Annotated in this window: 18 protein-coding genes and 1 other annotated feature; of the genes, 8 read left to right on the plus strand and 10 right to left on the minus strand. The window is 40.6% G+C overall.

The genetic code is table 11. The annotated features are described in order from the left end of the window. The first annotated feature begins 220 nt into the window (after positions 1 to 220). The 5 genes from QR42_RS15875 to QR42_RS15895 all read left to right on the plus strand — a co-directional run bounded on the left by QR42_RS15875 (position 221) and on the right by QR42_RS15895 (position 6,643). Entirely contained in the window at positions 221 to 1,204 is a 984-nt protein-coding gene (locus tag QR42_RS15875) for a YncE family protein (protein WP_039181725.1), read from the plus strand. Beyond that, entirely contained in the window at positions 1,201 to 1,887 is a 687-nt protein-coding gene (locus QR42_RS15880) for a response regulator transcription factor (protein WP_039181727.1), read from the plus strand. The genes QR42_RS15875 and QR42_RS15880 overlap by 4 nt, the downstream gene beginning before the upstream one ends. Continuing rightward, positions 1,884 to 3,299 carry a HAMP domain-containing sensor histidine kinase gene (locus QR42_RS15885; protein ID WP_039181731.1) on the plus strand — a complete coding sequence of 472 codons (1,416 nt, stop codon included), beginning with the start codon at positions 1,884 to 1,886 and terminating at the stop codon, positions 3,297 to 3,299. Before QR42_RS15880 ends, QR42_RS15885 begins: the two co-directional genes overlap by 4 nt. A 205-nt stretch (positions 3,300 to 3,504) precedes the next feature. Then, positions 3,505 to 5,619: an ArnT family glycosyltransferase gene (locus tag QR42_RS15890; protein ID WP_039181734.1), complete on the plus strand. Its 2,115-nt coding sequence runs from the start codon at positions 3,505 to 3,507 to the stop codon at positions 5,617 to 5,619. Between the two features lie 31 nt (positions 5,620 to 5,650). Continuing rightward, entirely contained in the window at positions 5,651 to 6,643 is a 993-nt protein-coding gene (locus QR42_RS15895; RefSeq protein WP_039181735.1) for a glycosyltransferase family 2 protein, read from the plus strand. A 44-nt stretch (positions 6,644 to 6,687) separates the two neighbouring features. Here the strand turns inward: QR42_RS15895 and QR42_RS15900 are convergent, their stop codons facing one another. Together QR42_RS15900 and QR42_RS15905 are read right to left on the minus strand one after the other, a co-directional pair. Next, positions 6,688 to 8,037: an amino acid permease gene (locus QR42_RS15900; protein ID WP_039181738.1), complete on the minus strand. Its 1,350-nt coding sequence runs from the start codon at positions 8,035 to 8,037 to the stop codon at positions 6,688 to 6,690. A gap of 74 nt (positions 8,038 to 8,111) precedes the next feature. Further along, positions 8,112 to 8,336, minus strand: a binding site (T-box leader). Positions 8,337 to 8,425: 89 nt separating this feature from the next. Further along, on the minus strand, positions 8,426 to 9,100 hold the full coding sequence (locus QR42_RS15905) for an NAD(P)H-dependent oxidoreductase (protein ID WP_039181741.1): 675 nt from the start codon (positions 9,098 to 9,100) through the stop codon (positions 8,426 to 8,428). A gap of 228 nt (positions 9,101 to 9,328) precedes the next feature. Here QR42_RS15905 and QR42_RS15910 point away from each other — a divergent pair, with 228 nt between their 5' ends. Continuing rightward, positions 9,329 to 9,694, plus strand: a complete 366-nt coding sequence (locus QR42_RS15910) for a winged helix-turn-helix transcriptional regulator (RefSeq protein WP_024423595.1) — start codon at positions 9,329 to 9,331, stop codon at positions 9,692 to 9,694. 9 nt (positions 9,695 to 9,703) lie between these two features. Here the strand turns inward: QR42_RS15910 and QR42_RS15915 are convergent, their stop codons facing one another. From QR42_RS15915 to ctpB, 3 genes are all read right to left on the minus strand, one after another. Beyond that, positions 9,704 to 10,891, minus strand: coding sequence for a PDZ domain-containing protein (locus QR42_RS15915; protein WP_039181742.1), 1,188 nt, complete (start codon positions 10,889 to 10,891; stop codon positions 9,704 to 9,706). Between the two features lie 68 nt (positions 10,892 to 10,959). Then, complete coding sequence (locus QR42_RS15920) at positions 10,960 to 11,313, minus strand: swarming motility protein SwrAA (protein WP_003212923.1); 354 nt, start codon at positions 11,311 to 11,313, stop codon at positions 10,960 to 10,962. A 344-nt stretch (positions 11,314 to 11,657) separates the two neighbouring features. Further along, positions 11,658 to 13,106, minus strand: a complete 1,449-nt coding sequence (gene ctpB / locus QR42_RS15925) for a carboxy-terminal processing protease CtpB (RefSeq protein ID WP_039181746.1) — start codon at positions 13,104 to 13,106, stop codon at positions 11,658 to 11,660. Positions 13,107 to 13,259: 153 nt separating this feature from the next. Here ctpB and QR42_RS15930 point away from each other — a divergent pair, with 153 nt between their 5' ends. After that, complete coding sequence (locus QR42_RS15930) at positions 13,260 to 14,000, plus strand: sulfite exporter TauE/SafE family protein (protein ID WP_039181748.1); 741 nt, start codon at positions 13,260 to 13,262, stop codon at positions 13,998 to 14,000. 49 nt (positions 14,001 to 14,049) lie between these two features. On the opposite strand, the gene QR42_RS15935 is transcribed toward QR42_RS15930, so the two are convergent. The 5 genes from QR42_RS15935 to QR42_RS15955 all read right to left on the minus strand — a co-directional run bounded on the left by QR42_RS15935 (position 14,050) and on the right by QR42_RS15955 (position 18,602). Further along, positions 14,050 to 15,312 (minus strand): murein hydrolase activator EnvC family protein, encoded by a 1,263-nt coding sequence (locus QR42_RS15935; RefSeq protein WP_039181752.1) that lies wholly within the window; start codon positions 15,310 to 15,312, stop codon positions 14,050 to 14,052. A gap of 110 nt (positions 15,313 to 15,422) precedes the next feature. Next, on the minus strand, positions 15,423 to 16,313 hold the full coding sequence (ftsX, locus tag QR42_RS15940) for a permease-like cell division protein FtsX (protein ID WP_039181755.1): 891 nt from the start codon (positions 16,311 to 16,313) through the stop codon (positions 15,423 to 15,425). Continuing rightward, positions 16,306 to 16,992 (minus strand): cell division ATP-binding protein FtsE, encoded by a 687-nt coding sequence (gene ftsE / locus QR42_RS15945; protein ID WP_024423601.1) that lies wholly within the window; start codon positions 16,990 to 16,992, stop codon positions 16,306 to 16,308. Before ftsE ends, ftsX begins: the two co-directional genes overlap by 8 nt. A 383-nt stretch (positions 16,993 to 17,375) precedes the next feature. Next, positions 17,376 to 17,705 carry a cytochrome c551 gene (gene cccB / locus QR42_RS15950; protein WP_039181758.1) on the minus strand — a complete coding sequence of 110 codons (330 nt, stop codon included), beginning with the start codon at positions 17,703 to 17,705 and terminating at the stop codon, positions 17,376 to 17,378. A 48-nt stretch (positions 17,706 to 17,753) separates the two neighbouring features. Continuing rightward, positions 17,754 to 18,602 (minus strand): YitT family protein, encoded by an 849-nt coding sequence (locus QR42_RS15955; protein ID WP_024426245.1) that lies wholly within the window; start codon positions 18,600 to 18,602, stop codon positions 17,754 to 17,756. Between the two features lie 189 nt (positions 18,603 to 18,791). Here QR42_RS15955 and QR42_RS15960 point away from each other — a divergent pair, with 189 nt between their 5' ends. Continuing rightward, on the plus strand, positions 18,792 to 19,526 hold the full coding sequence (locus QR42_RS15960; protein ID WP_039181762.1) for an alpha/beta fold hydrolase: 735 nt from the start codon (positions 18,792 to 18,794) through the stop codon (positions 19,524 to 19,526).

Here is a 19,526-nt window from a genome sequence, read left to right on the forward strand (position 1 = left end):
TGTAAGCTATAGCAAGTGCATCCATCAAATCCTGAAAATCATCTTTTAAAGAAGGAAAAATGGCATACGACCAGACAAAAAAGGAACTTCAAGTACAAATTGTCTCCCCTCACTTCACCTAAAAACTCTTTTTCATTCTTTTCAGCATAGATAACTTCAATTTTTTTTCACAATTTTTGTGGTATGATTTTGAAAATAGAGAACGCAAAGGAGCGGAAGAATGGAACGTATGAAATATGTTTTAATCTGTTTATCAGCTCTACTTTTATTCTTGACAGGCTGTGGAAAAGAACAGCAATTTACACCGCCAGGCAGCTCTCAATCGATCGCTGTCATCTCTCAATTAAAAAAAGCCTCCTTTTCAATAGTTGATATACAAAAAAATAAAATGCTCTCTTCTGTGGATTTAAAACACCCACTTACTGATCTTATTCAAATCAATAAAGACGTCATCATCGCTACAAGTAAAGAGGGAGAATCCCTTATCGAAATCAATCTAAAAAATGGGACAGCAACAGATTATATGAATGTGGATAAAGGGCTGACTTCCCTTACATATGATGCAGCTTCTCATACATTAATTGCTGCAAATTCGCAGAAAAATGTCGTTTATTTTATTGATACGAAGAGTAAAAAAATAAAATCAACTGTGAAAACCGGAAAATTACCTTCTTCTATGACACTTTCTTCATCAGGTGTTTTATTTGTTTTAAATGCAGAAAGTCATACTGTCTCAGTCATAGATATTAAAAAGGAAAAAAATATACGTACGTTTTCTGTACTTGAACGGCCTTCTGGGATTCATTTTGATGGACAGTCCATTTGGATCGGCGGCCATGGTAAACAAGGTACCTTAAATAAAAGTATTCTTGCTTATGACCCTAAAACAGGCAAAAAACAGCGAGAAATAAAGCTAGGCGTTATGCCTGTTGCATTTTTTCCAGAGAAAAATTCTTCTACTTTATATGTACTATGTCATGGAGATCATACGCTATACAAAGTAGATACCAAAACAAATAAGCAGCTTGCTTCTGTTGAAACTGGTCAAAATCCGAATTATATCACCGCTGATACGACATCAATTTATGTGAGTAACTTGGATGACAACTCAGTATCCATCATCGATAAACACTCACTTATTATGAAAAATCAACTAAATGTCCCATCAGGACCTTATGCTATCGTGTTGGAGGAAAAGAAATGAAGGAACAAATGCGTATTTTAATCGTAGATGATGAGCTTGATATGCTTGAGTTAATCGGGTCTTTTTTAAAGAGACATGGCTTTCACATTACTACTGCGAATAATGGAAAAGATGCCTTGCATCAGCTTGAAAAGGAATCTATTGACCTTGTTGTATTAGATATCATGATGCCTGACATGGATGGATTTGAAGTCTGTCAGCGTATTCGACAAACATCTCAAATTCCAATTTTATTTTTAACAGCAAGGAGTTATGAGGAGGACCGAATTAGAGGTCTTGAAATTGGAGCAGATGACTACATCATGAAACCTTTCAGTCTGCGTGAGCTTGCAGCAAGAATTGAAACAACCCTGAGACGAATTAGAGGTCTTTCGCTAAAGCGCAGCCGAATACAGATTGGTGACATGGAGATTGATCAAGATGGCAGACAAGTTTACCTCCATCAACAGCCCGTTAATTTAACAAGAAGAGAATTTGATTTACTCATGTTTCTTTTGCTCAACCAAGGACAAGTGTTTTCAAGAGAACACCTTTATCAAAAATTGTGGGAATCACATTCAACGAGCGGCTCTTTAAGAACAGTCGATACACATATCAAAACGCTGCGACTGAAATTAAAGGAAGCAGAACGATATATTAAAACCGTTTGGGGTGTCGGCTATAAGTTTGAGGAGGAAGAATGAAGCCATTATCGATTAAAAAGAAAGTACTCTTCTTAATCCTTGCAGTGATCGGAATCGTTGCAGCCTCAGCGCTTGCCCTTACTTTTTACTTATACCAGCATTTATATATTGATAAACAGATCGATTCCTTAAGTTTGCAAGGTAAGAAGCTGGCAGAAATCTATCACACACACGGGAAAGACAAGTATTTTACCGACAGAATGAAATGGGCAAATGACTCAAGTCAGGCGAACGTTATTTTTACAGATGATCCAATGGAACTTTCAAGTGGACTTCCTTTTGATACGGACACAAATGACAATCTCATTACGTTCAAGGAACGCCAAAAGCTCCTTCAAGGTGAAACCGTCGTGTTAATTAGAGAACACCCGAAGTTTCACCAAGATATTCTTGGCATCGCCATTCCTGTTTTCTCAAGCAATGATGATCTATCGGGAACTATTTTCCTCTCCATGCCCTTATCAGATGTATATGAACCCTTTGTTCAAATTAGATTGACGCTTGGTATATCCATCTTATTGATTATGCTCCTGATATTCTTGATCGGATATAAGAGCTCCAATAAAATTGTGCAGACCATTAATAAAATGAAAGAAATTGCAATAGAAATGGAATCTGGTGATTTTTCAAAACGAATGGCCGTAACCAAAAAAGGAGATGAGTTAAACCAGCTTAGCCGCTCCTTTAATAAACTGTCTTCAACTCTCGAAAAAGTTGAACAGCACCGCAGAGAATTTCTTGCGAATGTCTCTCACGAACTTAGAACGCCTTTAAGTTATATGAAAGGCTATGCAGAAGGAATTGAAGAAGGGATCATTGATCAAAAGAAAGGGATGCAAATCATCCAAGATGAGGCCTCACGTTTAAGCCGTCTTGTGCACGATCTTTTAGATCTTGCACAGTTAGAAGGAGACTCTTATCCACTAACGATGGAGCCAATTGTCTTTGCACAGCTGATCCACGATGTTCTTGATCAAATGGCATTCGTCGCTGATAAGAAAAGCATTACTTTCAAACGAACGCTTGAAGAGGATTGTATTGTTTATGGTGATAGCGACCGTCTCCAACAAGTGATACGTAATTTACTGGACAATGCCATTCATTACACGCCATCTGGGAAATCAATATCAATTGAATTACAAGTTCACCAAAGTGTTGCTGAATTAAGAGTGACTGACGAAGGCAATGGTATTCCAAAAGAAGATCTTCCACATGTTTCTGAGCGATTTTATCGTGTCAATAAAGCACGAACAAGAAAAGATGGCGGCTCTGGCCTTGGATTAGCCATTGTCTATCAAATCATCAAAAAACACCATGGGACATTCAACATTCAATCTGATCCTGGCTTTGGTACAACAGCCATCATTCAACTTCCCAATGCTCCATTCAATGAGAGCTCACCTACTCTATAGCTACTCACATATTTTACTCTCATTGGAATCACTATTTTATCTGATAAATTCAGTATCCATAGAACTTTCTACAACTTGAACAGCTCTTTTCATTAAGAGCTGTTTTTATTTCTAAAAAATAAAAAAATGGCCTTTTTTTATTAACATTTTATTCATATTTGCTTGTTACACTTTTTTCAAGTGAAGAAAAAGGAGTGACATGCTTTTGATCAGACGTTTTCAGAAATTTGATATTTATTTATTTTTCATATTGATCTTATCTGCCATCTTAAACATTTATAACATTTGGGAAGATGATACGGTGAATGCGTATTATACTGCGGCTGTCACAAGTATGATGCAAAGCTGGCATAATTTCTTCTTTGCTTCATTTGATCCAGCAGGATATGTCACGGTGGATAAACCCCCGCTCACCTTCTGGCTGCAAACGATGAGTGCCAAAATTTTTGGTCTCCATGGATGGAGCGTCATCTTGCCTCAAGCTTTAGCAGGCATTGGATCTGTTTATCTGATCTATCGTCTTGTCAAACCAACTTTTGGTCAAGCAGCGGCAAGATTAGCGGCACTTATCATGGCGTGTACACCTATTGCGGTTGCTGTATCTCGAACAAATAATATTGACAGCTTACTTGTCTTTATACTTTTACTAGCAACAGGAATGATGTTCAAGGCTGTAAAACAGCAAAAGGTTCTTTGGGCGATTGTTTCGTTTGCGATGATTGGCGTCGGCTTTAATACAAAAATGCTACAAGCCTATATGATCGTACCAGCACTCATTCTTTTTTACATCATTGCCTACCGAACGACATGGAAGAAAAAGTTGTTATCACTGATGATTTCAATGATTGTTCTTTTAGGTGTATCTGCTTCTTGGTCTATCGCTGTTGATCTCACTTATAAAGACAATCGCCCTTATATGGGATCAAGTCAATCGAACTCAGCACTAGAATTAGCCTTTGGTTACAACGGTCTTCAGCGGTTGACTGGTCAACAGTCTGGCGGGGGAGGTGGCACAAATCAGGGTGAGGGACAGCCACCTTCACAGCAGGGTGATCAGCAAAATGACAATGATTCATCCACCATGCCTCAGCCGCCATCTAATGGAAATCAAAACAACTCAGACAATTCAAACCAATCATCCAGTCAGGAACAGCCTTCAATGCAAGGACCACCAAGCAGTGCAAACGGCACAACACCACCTGATATGCCATTTGGCGGTAATGGTGATGGGCCGCCAAATGGCGTGGGCGGAAAAATGGGAAATGGCTCCGGCATGTTTGGTACAGGAACCAAGGGACCGCTACGTCTGTTCCAATCTGAACTATCCGATCAAATCAGCTGGCTGCTTCCATTTGCAATCTTCGGTGCGATTGGTATCTTCTTCTCGACTGCCTTTGAAAGAAGACGTCTCAATACAAAACAAAAAGAAACTCTATTTTGGTTAGCTTGGCTTATACCTGTTGCTGCATTTTTCAGTGTAGCAGGATTTTTCCATCATTATTATTTGATCATGCTGGCACCACCAATTGCTGTATTAGCAGGAGCCGGATGGGTTTCGATGACACAATCGCTTCAAACAGGAACTGGGTTTAAAAAATGGCTGCTTCCATTTGCGATATTCGTTACAACAGCATTTGAAATCTTTATCCTATCCACTTTTACAAGCACGATCGGTCTTGGACTAAGCATTGCAGTCGGTATCATTGGTGTTGGAACAATCCTTTCTCTGCTTTTGATAAAAGGGAAAGAAAAACGAAAACAATTCGTGTCTCTCATCGCCATCCTAGGCATGCTGATTGCACCACTATACTGGGCAAGCACACCTCTTCTTTATGGAGGAAATAGTATGCTTCCAGAGGCTGGTCCTCAGCTTGCAACTTCAAGTGGCAGCATGAGTTCACAAGTCAATGAAAAGTTGATCAGCTATCTTGAGAAAAACAATACGGGAGAAGAATTCCTATTCGGAACAACAGATGCAACCACTGCTTCACCTTACATTATTAAAACAGGAAAAGCTGTTATGGCATTAGGTGGATTTAGTGGATCTGATAACATTCTCACGCTTAGTGAATTCAAACAGCTCGTCAAAGACGGCAAAATCAAATACTTCTATCTTTCTGGTATGAGAGGCGGCAGCTCTGACATTCTAACCTGGATTCAAAAAAATGGCAAAGAAGTATCTGCTTCTAAATGGCAGAACAGCTCTACATCCAAAGTGAACCAGCAAACAGACAGCCAACAATCAGAACAAAATGATCAGTCAAATGGACGAATGGGCGGAATGGAGAGCGGCACTCTTTATGAACTATCCGTTGATTAATTCATCTATTAAAAGGGAGGAACGATGACTGATGGAAAAGAACATACAATATTCTATTGTAGTCCCAGTCTATAATGAAGAACTTGTGATCCATGAATCCTATCAGCGACTGAAAACAGTCATGGATTCGACGGGAGAAGCATACGAGCTTCTCTTCGTTAATGACGGTAGTATGGATCGAACAGCTGAACTAATTAAAGGGTATTCCCAAAACGATCCGAAGGTAAGACTTATTGATTTCTCACGTAACTTCGGACACCAAATTGCAATTACAGCTGGGATGGATTATGCAAAGGGTGAAGCTGTCATCGTGATAGATGCAGACCTACAAGATCCGCCTGAATTGATATTAGAGATGATCGCAAAATGGAAAGAAGGCTATGAAGTCGTATACGCCGTGCGCACCAAACGAAAAGGTGAAACTTTTTTCAAAAAGCAAACCGCTTCTCTTTTCTATCGCGTTTTACGTCAGATCACCGAAGTAGATATCCCAATCGACACCGGTGACTTCAGGTTAATGGATCGTAGAGTGTGCCATGAAATGAGAAAAATACGAGAAAAAAATCCATTTGTTCGCGGTCTAGTCAGCTGGGTAGGTTTCAAACAAATTGCAGTAGAGTACGTTCGAGATGAACGTCTAGCAGGAGAAACAAAATATCCGCTCAAAAAGATGCTTAAGCTCTCGATGGATGGAATCACTTCCTTTTCCTATAAACCTTTGAAGCTAGCAAGTATAGCAGGAATTGCCCTTTCCGCTATCGGATTCATTTCAATGTTTCTTGTACTTTACTTAAAGCTTTTTACAAACAGCACCATTACAGGATGGAGTTCATTAATTGTCATACAGCTGTTCTTTAGCGGCATTATCCTCTTTATGCTGGGAATGATTGGGGAATACATCGGCCGAATCTACGACGAGGCAAAAGATCGACCACTTTACATCGTAAGAGAGAGTTACGGGCTTCAGTCAAAGCCACATCCTGTTCAACCCCCTGTTCATTTCAAGCAATACAAACAGCATTAAAAAAGCGTGTGAGACCTCTTTCAAGGTCCCGCACGCTTTTTGTATTAAGCAGCTCTTTCAAACCGCTTTCTGTTAATGAAGAAAGAAAGAGTAATCATCAGATAAATGCCCATTGTGACCATTGTTTGGACAATCGGAGTTGTTGACACAACGCCGATGAAAATGGCAATGATCGCAATCACAGAAAACCATGTTGTAAAAGGATACAGCTTCACACGATATCCTCCTGGTTCTGCTACACTTCGAGATTTTAAATGCCCGACAGCAATAATAAACCAGATGAATAAGACCGTATAGCTTAAAGATCCCATTAAATAATTAAAGGTTTGACTTCCTACAAAAAGAGAAATCAATACAGCGGCATACAATGTAGATGTACACACTAGGATTGCTCTAACAGGCACCTGCTGTTTTGATAGCTTTGAAAAGCCCTTCCATACTCGTCCATCCATCGCTTGCGTATAAAGTACCCTTGAGGATGCGTACAGCCCAGAGTTCATAGAAGACAAGATCGCTAGTAAAATGATACCGTTCATGATGTCACTTGCGTATGGCACGCCAATCGTTGCAAACACGGTGACGAATGGACTCACTTGCTCATTGTTTACTTGATTCCAAGGAATCAAGCTGACGATGATGAAGAACGGCAGTACATAGAAACCGATGATTCGTACAAATGTACTTTGAATAGCCTTTGGGATGACTTTTTCAGGGTTTTTTGTTTCTGCTAATGTGACCCCAATCATTTCCGTCCCGCCATATGAATACACCACAACAAGCATAGCCGCAATTAAGCCGCCCGTTCCATTCGGGAAAAATCCTCCATGGCCGGTTAAGTTGGATAATCCCGGTGCTGCATGCTGACCAAATGAGACAAAAAGCATGGTTAACCCAATGATAATAAATAAAATAATGACAGCAATTTTAATAGAAGCTAACCAGTACTCCGTCTCAGCAAACATTTTAACGGAACAAACATTGATCAATGTCACAACAAGTGAAATGATTAACACAAGTATCCAAATCGGCACCTGTGGGAACCAGTACTGAATAAAGATCGCAGATACGATCGCTTCTGCTGCAATGTTCAGCACCCACATTTTCCAGTATATCCAATCTAAGAAATAGGCCGGATATTTGCCTAACACAGGTTCAATTAAATCACGAAATGTTCTTGCACCAGGTCGTGCAACCGTCATTTCAGCAAGTCCTTGCATAATAAATAATAAAATAAGACCACCAATCATATATGCCAAAATGACAGCAGGACCTGCGATATCAATAGCAGAGCTGCTTCCTTTAAAAAGACCAGCACCAATTGCACCGCCAAGTGCGAGCATCATAATATGCCTTGACGTCATTGTTCGTTTTAACTGCACATGTTCCTTTTCCATTTTCTTTAGCTCCTTTAAATTTGAATCTTCAGACAAATATAAGATAAAAGCATATAAAAAGGCCAGTCATCTCCTGAAGAGACGACTGACCTTGCAACCGCGTTACCACTCTAATTGATTCAACCCTAGCTGAATCCAACTTAAAACCCGTTAACGGAGGTCACACGTAAAGACTTACTATTCATTCAGTCTTACCGCTCTTTGAGCGAGTTCAATGATTCGTTTTACTGCGTTGCACCAACCCGCAGCTCTCTTAAAAAACGGATGTTCATCTACTATTCTCAAGTCAAAGCGTTTATAGTCCATTTGTATATTCATCAAAGATTTTATTTTTTAAATATACTGACTAACCACGCAATTGTCAACATCCTTTTTCAGACATTCTCTTTTAACGAATCCAAACAGCTACTTCATCCATCGGACGGCGCGTTTTGCCGCGCTTCGGCTCGGTCACACGATAACCAAAGGCTGCCATGACAGAAATATCATACTGACCATCCTCAAGCAGCCCTTCTTCATCTAGAATGCGATGAATCTCATCGTAGCTGAATCCCTCGACTGGGCATGAATCAATGCCAATTTGTGCAGCGGCTGTCATCATGTTTCCAAGGGCAATATACGTTTGTTTTGAAGCCCAATCAAAGAGCGTACGTTCATTTTCTAACAAATGAAGATCATTCTCTTGGAATTCTTGGTAGCGTCCCTTCACCATCTCGAACGTTTCGTCTGTCATTCCTTTGATTTGCTTGTTGATGTATTCTGCATATGCTGAATCATAACGGGCGTCTGTTCTTGCCAAGATGATCACAAAATGGCTCGCAGTCGGAAGCTGCTTTTGCGCTCCCCATGTATACTCTTTTAATTTTTCTCTAAATGCTTCATTTTGAACAACGAGGAACTTCCAAGGCTCAAACCCTACAGAGCTTGGGGAAAGTCTTCCTGTTTCTAAAATAAACGCAAAATCATCCTCTGATATTTTTTTCGCTGGATCAAACTCTTTTGTCGCATGGCGGAACTCATACGCCTCAATGATTTCTTTTTTTAATTGTTCTTTGTCTCGCATTGTATTCATCCTTTCTATTAACCAATTAGGGTGTGTGTTTCATCAATCCATTTTCTTTCCATTCACATATAGAAATTGTTATGATAAGAAAACAAACAGCCCGAATGTGTGATGTGATATCTCTATGGTATAAGAAAAGCTTCGGGTGATTCAAGTACGCACATTTTTGTTCGTTAGTTACCATCTTGTTCGTATATCACCAAATTTGCCTTAGAAAGGAGTCTTAAGATGAGTGCACCATCCAATCCAGTCAGTATTGTCAATCATGGCTGTCCCGTTTCAGTGACGACAAGTGTCATCGGAGGGAAATGGAAAGGAGTGATCCTTTATCATTTGACTTGCGGACCAAAACGCTACAATGAATTGCGCCGGCTTCTGCCAAGAATTTCTCAGCGTGTCCTCACACTGCAATTGCGTGAGCTTGAACAAGACGGCGTTGTTCATAGAGAAGTCTATGAGGAGGTCCCCCCTCGTGTCGAATATTCACTCACTTCTCTCGGAAATACCTTAAAGCCTATCATCTTCGCCATGCGTGAATGGGGCGAATCCTACGGGAAAGAAGCGCGCCCAAAAGAAAAAAGCTGCCATCTCTAGCAGCTTTTTTTAAGATGAAATTGCCGTTGGTTCTTGCTGTGGATCATCCTTTACAAACAGGATGCCAAGCTGATGATGCTCCCCTTCATAAGAAGCCCGTTTCTCAAATCTTGTCTGACCATTTAAGCCAATGATCTCGAGCTTTGTTAGAGCACGATTGGTTTGAAGGGCTTCATAAAATTCCGAAACGGTTTTTACCTCAATTCCATTCACTTTTGTAATGACCTCTCCGATCTCAAGCTTTAAATCAGCCGCTGGTGTATTTGGAATAATTCCTAGCACCATCAGCCCTTGATTACGCTTAGAGAAGTAGAACGGGGCTGCATTGTCATTGACCCTCTGCTTCCATGAGAGAAAGGCTCTTCCTACCACCGCAATCAATACAGCTCCCCAAGCAATCGGTTCAAACCAAATACTTGCAGCACCTAATAAGGCGACAGCGAGTCCGAGCATGAGAATACGCCGAGCTGTAATTTGAATACTAACAATTGGCAGTGAGCCTTGAATTCTCTGACCGAATCCGATGATATAAGGAATCAAAATAAATGAAAAGCTTTGATCATGCACTTGAAGCACCGGCCACCATGGCAGAGAAGAAGTGAATTCACCTGCCGGCATCAGCAAAACAAGCGGTAAAAGCCACAGACGGTTTGCCCGCTGCTGACCAATTAAAAGTCCTCTCGCACTCATCACCATAGCAGGCGATGTACGTAAATGCGCCGTTCGATAGGCTAGGATCCCCTCGGTCATTAATAAAAGTCCTAGCAGAATGACAACGGCTGATGCATTCATCATTGAGAGCTGCGGCAGCCAAGAATGACTCACTTGGAAATGCATCAGTCCAAGTGCCGCAATAAAACTGAAACCGAGTGTGTATGCAGACGAAAGCGCACTCGCCTTAAAGAATAAAGAGAAAACGATGGTCATCGCTGCAATCAGCACGATGAATCCAGGGGGGAGGGCAATCCCTAAGCCTACTGAAATGACGGATAGGCATATCCCTAGAATCCATCCCTTTGAATATGTAAATTTAAGTTCATCGTATACATCTTCTATTCTTGTTTGAAACGCTTTTCTCTCCCGCTTTACGCGGATGTAGCCATGCAATAGGCTGATTAATATCATGAAATAAAAAAGAGGATGGATTAAAAACAGACCGACCGCTTTTAATCCGGCTCCCATCCACTCCGAGCTCATTATCGTTCACCGCCCAAGTCAAGCATTTTCTCTTATTCTATCAAATAAATCGATGCTTGACATCAGGTTTATTTCTCCTGATTCATCCAAAGTGTGACATTCGACAGTGAAAAATCTTTTAAGTAGTGATTGACATCTACATCTAGTATGCCGCCGAGCAGCTGCATCGACCTCTTGATGTCGGTTAAGTTTATACCAAGTCTCTTATGATTATCCATTAAATAATTGAAGTATATCTCAGCACAGTCTTCATCGATTTCGTCGACTGATTCTACCGTTGTGTAATTGACCAAGTACCTGCTTAACAGCATGAGCAGACTTAATGCCTTTGTAGCGGAAAACGTCACATCTTTCGAACGACTCTTAAGTTCCTCTACCAACTCGTAATATTTTTTCTCTCTCACAATACTTGCCCTTTTCAATTGTGTACCCCCATTTACTAGTTCTTTTAAGAAAAGCGCAAACCTCGGTACAGCTTAATGCTCAAGCTGAATATCCGCAAAAAATAAAATATTTAAAATGAGTGCTACTTTTTATTGTAAGAATTATTTATGTAACATACAACTTTCAAAAGTTTCATTTTCATGACATGTTTAAATCAACAGAAAGTCTCTTATATACATATGTTATCGGGTAAAATCGAAGGAATGTTATGTTTTTTGTAAAATAAATGAATATATTTCTCGATATAATTTATTTTTAATCATAAATTATTACATGTTCATGACACTTATGAACCAAAAAAAAGAGGCTATTATTCGCCTCTTTATTTTTTAAGATATAGTGCTTTTAGTGCAGTCTGTAATTGAAGGTCATTTTTTTCGTATGATTTCACTTCATCCACCATTTTGTTCATCATTTCCGCTGTTTTCAAATCAATGACACCTGATTTATCGAGATTGTATGTGCTTTGGAAGGCAAGTACGGCCTTTTTCGTTTCTTCATCAAAGTATCCATCTACTCTGCCAGGGTCAAATGACAATCCCTTTAACAGCGTCTGGGCTTGTCTCACTTCCTCATTGTTCATATCAAGCTGAAGCGGTTCTTTTAGCTGAAGCGGACCTGCGGTAAAGTAATCTGGCTGATGAATTGCAATTGTCGGTACGACGCCTTTTTTGTGAATCCAATTGCCTTTTGGGGTGAGCCATTTATACAGCGTTAATTTAATATTACTTCCATCTCCCATCGGAACCGCCTGCTGCACAGTTCCTTTTCCAAAGGAGACATCACCGACGACTTCATACTTTCCGGCTTCTTTCATGGCTCCAGCAAGTATTTCCGAAGCGGAAGCACTGCCTTTATCAATTAAGACGTTGACTGGGTAAGGCTTTTGTTCTTTCAGTTTTGAAAAATATCGCTTCCGGTCGCCATTCCGTTCTGCGATTTGAATATAGGGCTGATCCTTCGTAATAAAATGCTTCAAAATATCTTCCACACTTTGCAGATAGCCGCCAGGGTTTCCTCTCACATCCAGTACAAGGCCTTCTATGCCCTTTTTCTCGAGCTGTTTCAGGCTTGACGTGAAATCCTTCGCCGTATCTTCAGAGAAGCTGGAGATCGCAATATAGCCTGTTTTATGCCCATTGACCTCTTTTACAGAGGAAGTCACTGTTTCAAGCGGGATTTCCTCTCGTTTGATATGGAACGTTAGCTCTTTTTCAATCCCATTTCGTTTGATTGTTAAGGCGACAGACGTTCCTTTTTTCCCTCTTATTTTCAGCACAGCATCGTTTAAGCTTTTTTCTTTCATCGGTTCACCGTCAATGCTGATGACTTCATCTTTCGGCTTTAGACCCGCTTTTGCCGCAGGGGATTTTTTAAAGGCTGAGACGATAATGATTTTTCCTTCATCCATCCCCACTTCTGCCCCAATTCCCTCAAAGGAAGAATCAAGCGAATCAGAAAATTGCTTTGCGGTTTGCTTGTCCATGTATACTGAATATGGATCGTTTAACGTCGAAAGCATTCCTTGGATCGCGCCTTCAAGCAGCTTTTGCCGATCCACTTCCTCTACATATTCATTCGAAATAAGGTCATAGGCTTTCTCGATCTTTTCCATCCCATTCTCTTTCGCCTTATCACTTGATTGAGCTTGTCCAGCCATTGCAGCAGCTGCTTGCGGTGACTCCGCATGAGTTCCTTCTTTATGCGTCATCACACCTGCACTTATTAAGAGAACGACACTTGCCATAATAGATGCGATTTGTTTTTTCATATTTGGCCTCCTTCTTCAACTCTTCCTGATGACCTGAGTTATTATATGCCAGAAGAAGGGATTTCATGTAAAGACATTCTCCCGTGAAGGCTTGACGAATCATTTTATTAGGTGTAATTTTTATTTTGTTATGATTGAGAAGGAGTCTTCGCTATGTATATTATCTTGACGATGCTTTTATTAGGAATTTTATTAGGTTTTGTAGGAGCAGGCGGGGCGGGATTTGTCATCGCATTGCTTACATTATTTTTTGATATCCCTATCCATACAGCACTCGGGACGTCATTAGCCGCTATGGCATTTACGACACTATCAGGTGCATACAGCCACTACAGGGAAGGGAACATTCAGTTGAAATCTGGTTTGATTGTCGGGGCTCTGGCTTGTATTGCTTCTTTTGCCGGGGCTAAGGTCGCTCCTTTTATTCCAGAAGAGAGTCTGCACTATTTAACAGCAGGGATGCTTTTTTTATCCGCTGTTTTTATGATGATCAAACTATTTGTTCTTAATGAAGAGGCTGAGCAGCAGCCGCTTTCTTCACGCCAGCTGATGACAAGAGGCATTATTTTAGGCCTTGTGTCTGGAATGCTGTCAGGCATGTTTGGTATCGGGTCTGCACCGTTTATTCAAGTAGGACTTTTGATTTTACTGAAGCTGTCGATTCGGCAAGCTGTTGGCACGACGATGCTTGTCATTATTCCGATTTCCATCGGCGGTGGAATTGGATATATTTCAGAGGGCTATGTTGATTTTATCTTGCTGATCCAAATATTAATTGGAACCGTCTTAGGCGCATTTATAGGCGCGAAATTCACACGCCTTGCACCGAAGCTCTTATTGAAATCAGCTGTTCTGTTAACACCTATTATTGCCGGGTTACTGCTGTTATTTTAATTCTATCTATACAAAAAAAGCCGATAACGTCATGTTATCGGCTTTTTGATTAGCGGATATATTGCGCTGGATTGACTGCATTTGATTTCGCGCCATTCCATAATCCTTTATGAATTTCAAAATGAAGATGCTGACCATGCGATTGGCCGGTATTTCCCATATAGCCAAGGAATTGTCCTTGTTCAACTCTCTGTCCTGTTGACACACTTCTTGTAGACAGGTGGGCGTATACAGTTTGATATGTCTGTCCATTGATATTGTGCGTAATGAACACAACATTTCCGTAGCTCGATGAGTAGCTTGAGTTTGTGACGGTTCCAGATGCTGCTGCATAGACAGGAACTGTGCCTTTTGCTGCAATATCTAATCCGAAGTGGTTTCCGCCAGAACGTCCGCCAAAGCCAGATGAGAAACGCCCTGCAGCTGGTTTAATAAAGCCTGAGCTGCTTGCTGGTGTATCAGATACTTGATCTGATCCGCCGCTACGAGGTGCAGGTGCATTTTTTTCAGCTGCTTGTTTTGCTTTCGCCGCTTCTTCCTTTTGACGGTGTGCTTCCTCAGACTTCACAGCCGCTTTTTGGTTCGCAAGAATTTCTTGTTCATTCTCAAGCTTACCTAGTTCATCATGTGCATGATTTTTTTTATCTGTCACATCACCTAAAATGTGTTCTTTTTCTTTGTGCTTCTTAGATAAATCTTTTTTCAGTGCTTCTAACTCTTTCAGAGATGTTTCAAGTCCACTTAGCTGATTATTTAGCTCTGCTTCTTTTTGCTCCACCAGCTTTAAATCATTTTCATGTTCTGTAATCATGTCTTTGTCTGCTTCGACAATCGTTGTGACAGCCCCAACACGACCGACAAAATCACTAAAGCTGCGAGCACCTAGCAGCACATCTAAATAGTTGATCGTACCGCCGCTTTTTTGCATAGAACGAATTCGGTCTTTGAAAATGGCTTTTCTTTTTTCAATTCGCTCATTGATGACTTGAATGTCTTTTTTCAGCTGTTTGATCTCTTGCTTCGTTTTTTTAACTTCTTTCTCTTTTTCAGCGACTTTTTCAGTTGCAGTACTTACCTTTTGGTCAATTTGTTCAATTTCTTTCTTGAGCTTTGATTCTTTCTTTTCAAGCTTTGCCAGCTCTGACTTCTTCTTCTTCAAGTTTGATTCAGTCTTCGATGTTTTCTCTTCGATTTGTTGACGTTTTTGATCTAGGTCTTCGTATGCGAATGCACGATTCTCGTTCCCTGGAATGTATAGCCACGTTGTTCCAATAAACGCTGCCATTCCAGCCATCATCAGCTTTCTTTTCAAAACGATATTCCCCTCCCATGACAACTGTCGACATGAAGAGCCGACCGGATGAATCGGATCAACCGGTCACATCTTCTATAGAATCCTCGAATGCTGCCATCAAAATATATTTATACTTTTAAGAATTTACGGATAGACGTTAAGCTTCCCCATACCCCAATGATTGCACCGATCACTAGCAGGATCAGTGATACTTGATAGACAAATGGGTTGTATGGAAGCATTGAAATAAATGAGCCCTGTACTCTCGGTGCGACCCAGCCCACTGCATATTGATACGTGCCAAGCAATAGAGCAATAGGTATAATGGAGCCAAATACACCAAGCAATAATCCTTCAATGAAGAATGGCCAGCGGATAAACCAGTTCGTTGCACCTACCAGCTTCATAATCTCAATTTCTTTACGTCTAGCAAAGATCGTAATTTTGATCGTATTGGAGATTAAGAACATAGCTGTAAATAACAGCCCAATAATGAGCACAATGCCGACATTACGCGCTACTCCGACTACATTAAAGAGTCGGCTGACCTCTTCTTTCCCATAGGTTACTTTATATGTACCCTTTAGGTTTTCTAATTTCTTCGCTACTTTTGGTGTATCGTGAGGATCTGTTGTTTTCACAATGAACGCATCGTTTAATGGATTTTCTTGATCAACAAGTCCCATGGATTGTCCATTTTCTCCGAAGCTTTTAATCAAAGCTTTCAGTTCGTCATCCTTAGATGAGTACTTCACATTACTGATTTCAGGAATCTTTTCAATTTCTGCTTTTAATTCATCCTGCTGCTTTTGATTCGCCGTTAATTCGATTAATACTTTTACTTCTACTTCTTTTTCAGCGTTCGATGCCATGTTATTCAAGTTGAGCATAATCACAAGGAAAACCCCAACTAAAATCAATGTGACAGTAACCGCACTAATTGATGCAAAAGTCATCCACGTGTTTCTTCCTAGTGAACGGAAGCTCTCACGTAAATGCCGCGAGAGAGTTTTAATCATAAATTCCGTACTCCCCTCTTGCTTCGTCACGCACAATCATTCCATCTTCGATTGCGATGACGCGTTTCTTCATGGTGTTTACAATTTCTTTGTTGTGTGTCGCCATAACCACTGTTGTTCCGCGGTTATTAATCTCTTCGAGCGTCTTCATGATTTCCCAGGAAGTGTCTGGATCAAGGTTTCCTGTCGGCTCATCTGCAATGACGACCTCAGGGCTATTGACGATCGACCGAGCGATAGATACCCGCTGCTGTTCACCGCCGGACAGCTGGTCAGGAAATTGGCGCGCTCTGTGCTTTAGCTGGACTAGATCGAGAACGTCAAGCACTTTTTTCTTAATGATATGAGGCTGTTCACCAATCACTTCAAGAGCAAATGCAACGTTCTCAAACACTGTAAGAGTTGGAAGCAGCTTGAAATCTTGGAATACTACGCCAATTTCTCTTCTTACGTAAGGAATTTCTTTTTCCTTCATTGAACCTAAATCTTTGTTATTAATTAAGATTTGCCCTTTGGTTGGCTTCTCTTCACGATACATCATTTTGATGAAAGTGGATTTACCAGCACCACTGGGACCAACAACATACACAAACTCTCCTGGATGGATAGAGACATTGATTCCATTGATCGCCTTTACGCCATTAGGATAGATCTTGTAGACTTCCTTCATTTGAATCATGTAATCACCTAATCTTTTCTTATTCGCTGACTAACAGCTTATCATGATGTTTTGACACTTCTCGTCAAAAAACGTTATGTATGGTTACGCACATACCCTTCGATACTTACTAGCAATTTATGTCCTTTTCATCCAAAAAGATGAAAAAATTGAATCGTCTCATTTTCAACAACTCCAATTATACGTCATGAATCGACGCAATGGTATTACATTTATATTTCAAAACTTATAAATAAAAGGTAAATAGAACAATCAAAACCGAAAAACATGCCTTTATACCCTTATTTTTTAAATAAAAATTTAATATAATGCGTTTTCATACTATCCAAAAGTCTTTTTCTACATATAAAAAACAAAAAAACCTTGTCGATTAGACAAAGGTTTTATTTTTTCTCTGCAAGCCATTTTGCTACTTCTTTTGCTTGCTTCTCATCTACCATTCCGCTTGGCATAGAGCCTTTACCGTTTTGCGCAATATCTGCGATTTGGCTTTCATTATATTTCTTCCCTACTTCTTTCAGGCTTGGTCCGCCTCCGCCAGATAGGTCTTTCCCATGACAGCCAATACAGTTTTGCTGATAGATCTCCTCACCACTGCTCACAGATGAAGCACTTTTGCTGCCTTCTTTTTCGCTGCTGCTTGAATTTCCTCCACAAGCCGCCAGAACAAGAAGCATTGATGCAAATAGCATCGTTAATCCGCTTTTTTTCATCTATTTCCCTCCCTTACAATCATTTGGTCAACGCTATTATATCCTTGTTTATGCCCTTTTAAAACCCTCACCAAGCACCTCTTTTGCATCCATTACAATGACAAATGCTGATGCATCGATTGCTTTCACCACTTGTTTCAACTTTGTGAATTGTGACTGCCCAACGACACACATCAAAATTGGGCGGTCATGATCGGTATATCCTCCGACTGCTGAGATCTTCGTCACACCGCGGTCAATTTGATCAAAAACCGCCTGTCTGACCTCATCTTCATGCCCTGTAATGATCATCGCCATTTTCGAATGACTGAAGCCAGCCTGTACCACATCAATCGTTTTACTCGAAATAAACACACCAATAACCGCGTACAGCCCCTCTTCGATTCCAAAGACTGTCATTGCAGCCAGAACAATCAAACCATCCATCATCGCTAAGCATGTGCCTAGCGTGAGTCCGGTGTACTTATTGATGATTTTGGCAGCGAGTGCCGTTCCACCTGTTGATCCATTCCCAAGGAACACGAGCCCTATACCGATTCCAATGACCACACCGCCAAAAATAGCTGCCAGCAGCGCTTCATGTGTGACAGGTGCAATATGTCTTGTGACAAACACCATGAAAGGTAAAAAAATCGAGCCGACGAGTGTTTTCACTCCAAATGTACCGCCTAATAAATAAAAGCCAGCAATAAACAACGGAATATTGAGCCCCCATTGCACATACGCTGCTTCAAAGCCGAATGACTGCATAATGGTACTAATTCCGCTCACACCGCCTGCTGCAATCTGATTCGGCAATAATAACGTATTAAATCCAATCGCCACAATGGCAGATCCGATTAAAATGAACAAATAATTTTTCACTTCGATCCAAAATTGTGAATGTCCCTGCTTCATGTCTTTCTTCCTCCGTTACTTCTGAATGCACACCTATTTTAAGCCCTCTTAAAACGATTGTAAATAACAGCCAAATGCAGTGCTAATGGATTAATACTTTATCACACAGACGGATCAGCGTACTTGCCGGTTGGCATAGGAGTAAATGATGGTATATTTAATATGTACATGAGAAAGAAGGGGCATGCGATGAAGAAAATACTGAAGATAACAGGTATGACATTACTTGCACTGATCATCTTAGCTTTTGGTGCTTTCTATATATGGAGCCGCTTTACATACGGACCATCAGAAGCATTAAAAAAACAGGTGAACATGGAGCAAGTGGAACATAAAAACGATGTTTATACTTTTAAAGCATCAAAAAGTGATACTGGCATCATTCTCTATCCTGGGGCAAAGGTGGAACCACTTGCGTATGCCTATATTGGGGATACGCTGATGAAAAAAGGCTACTCTGTCTTTATCCCTGACATGCCATTTTCCTTTGCGATCTTCAATTCAAACAAAGCGCAGGACATCATCAAAGATCATCAAACGATCAAACACTGGTATATTGGCGGACATTCACTTGGCGGAGCAGCTGCCGCTATGTTTGCAGAAAAAAATCAGAGCAAGCTAGATGGACTCTTTTTCCTAGCATCTTATCCAGCATCAGATGACCTGAAACAATCGTCACTAAAAGTCCTCTCTATTTCAGGTGAAAAGGATGGGCTGGCAACACAAGAGAAAATCAAGAAATCGAAAGCAAATCTGCCGTCTCAAACCGTTTATCATGAAATAAAAGGCGGGAATCATGCGCAATTTGGCATGTATGGCAAACAAAAAGGGGATCAGCCGGCGGACATTCCAGCCCTGTCGCAGCAAAATGATCTCATTCAGACAATGCTGGATTGGCTGAAGCCAGCAAAAAAGCTCCCATAA

Origin of the sequence: Bacillus sp. WP8 (assembly GCF_000800825.1) — a bacterium.
GTDB lineage: Bacteria > Bacillota > Bacilli > Bacillales > Bacillaceae > Bacillus > Bacillus safensis.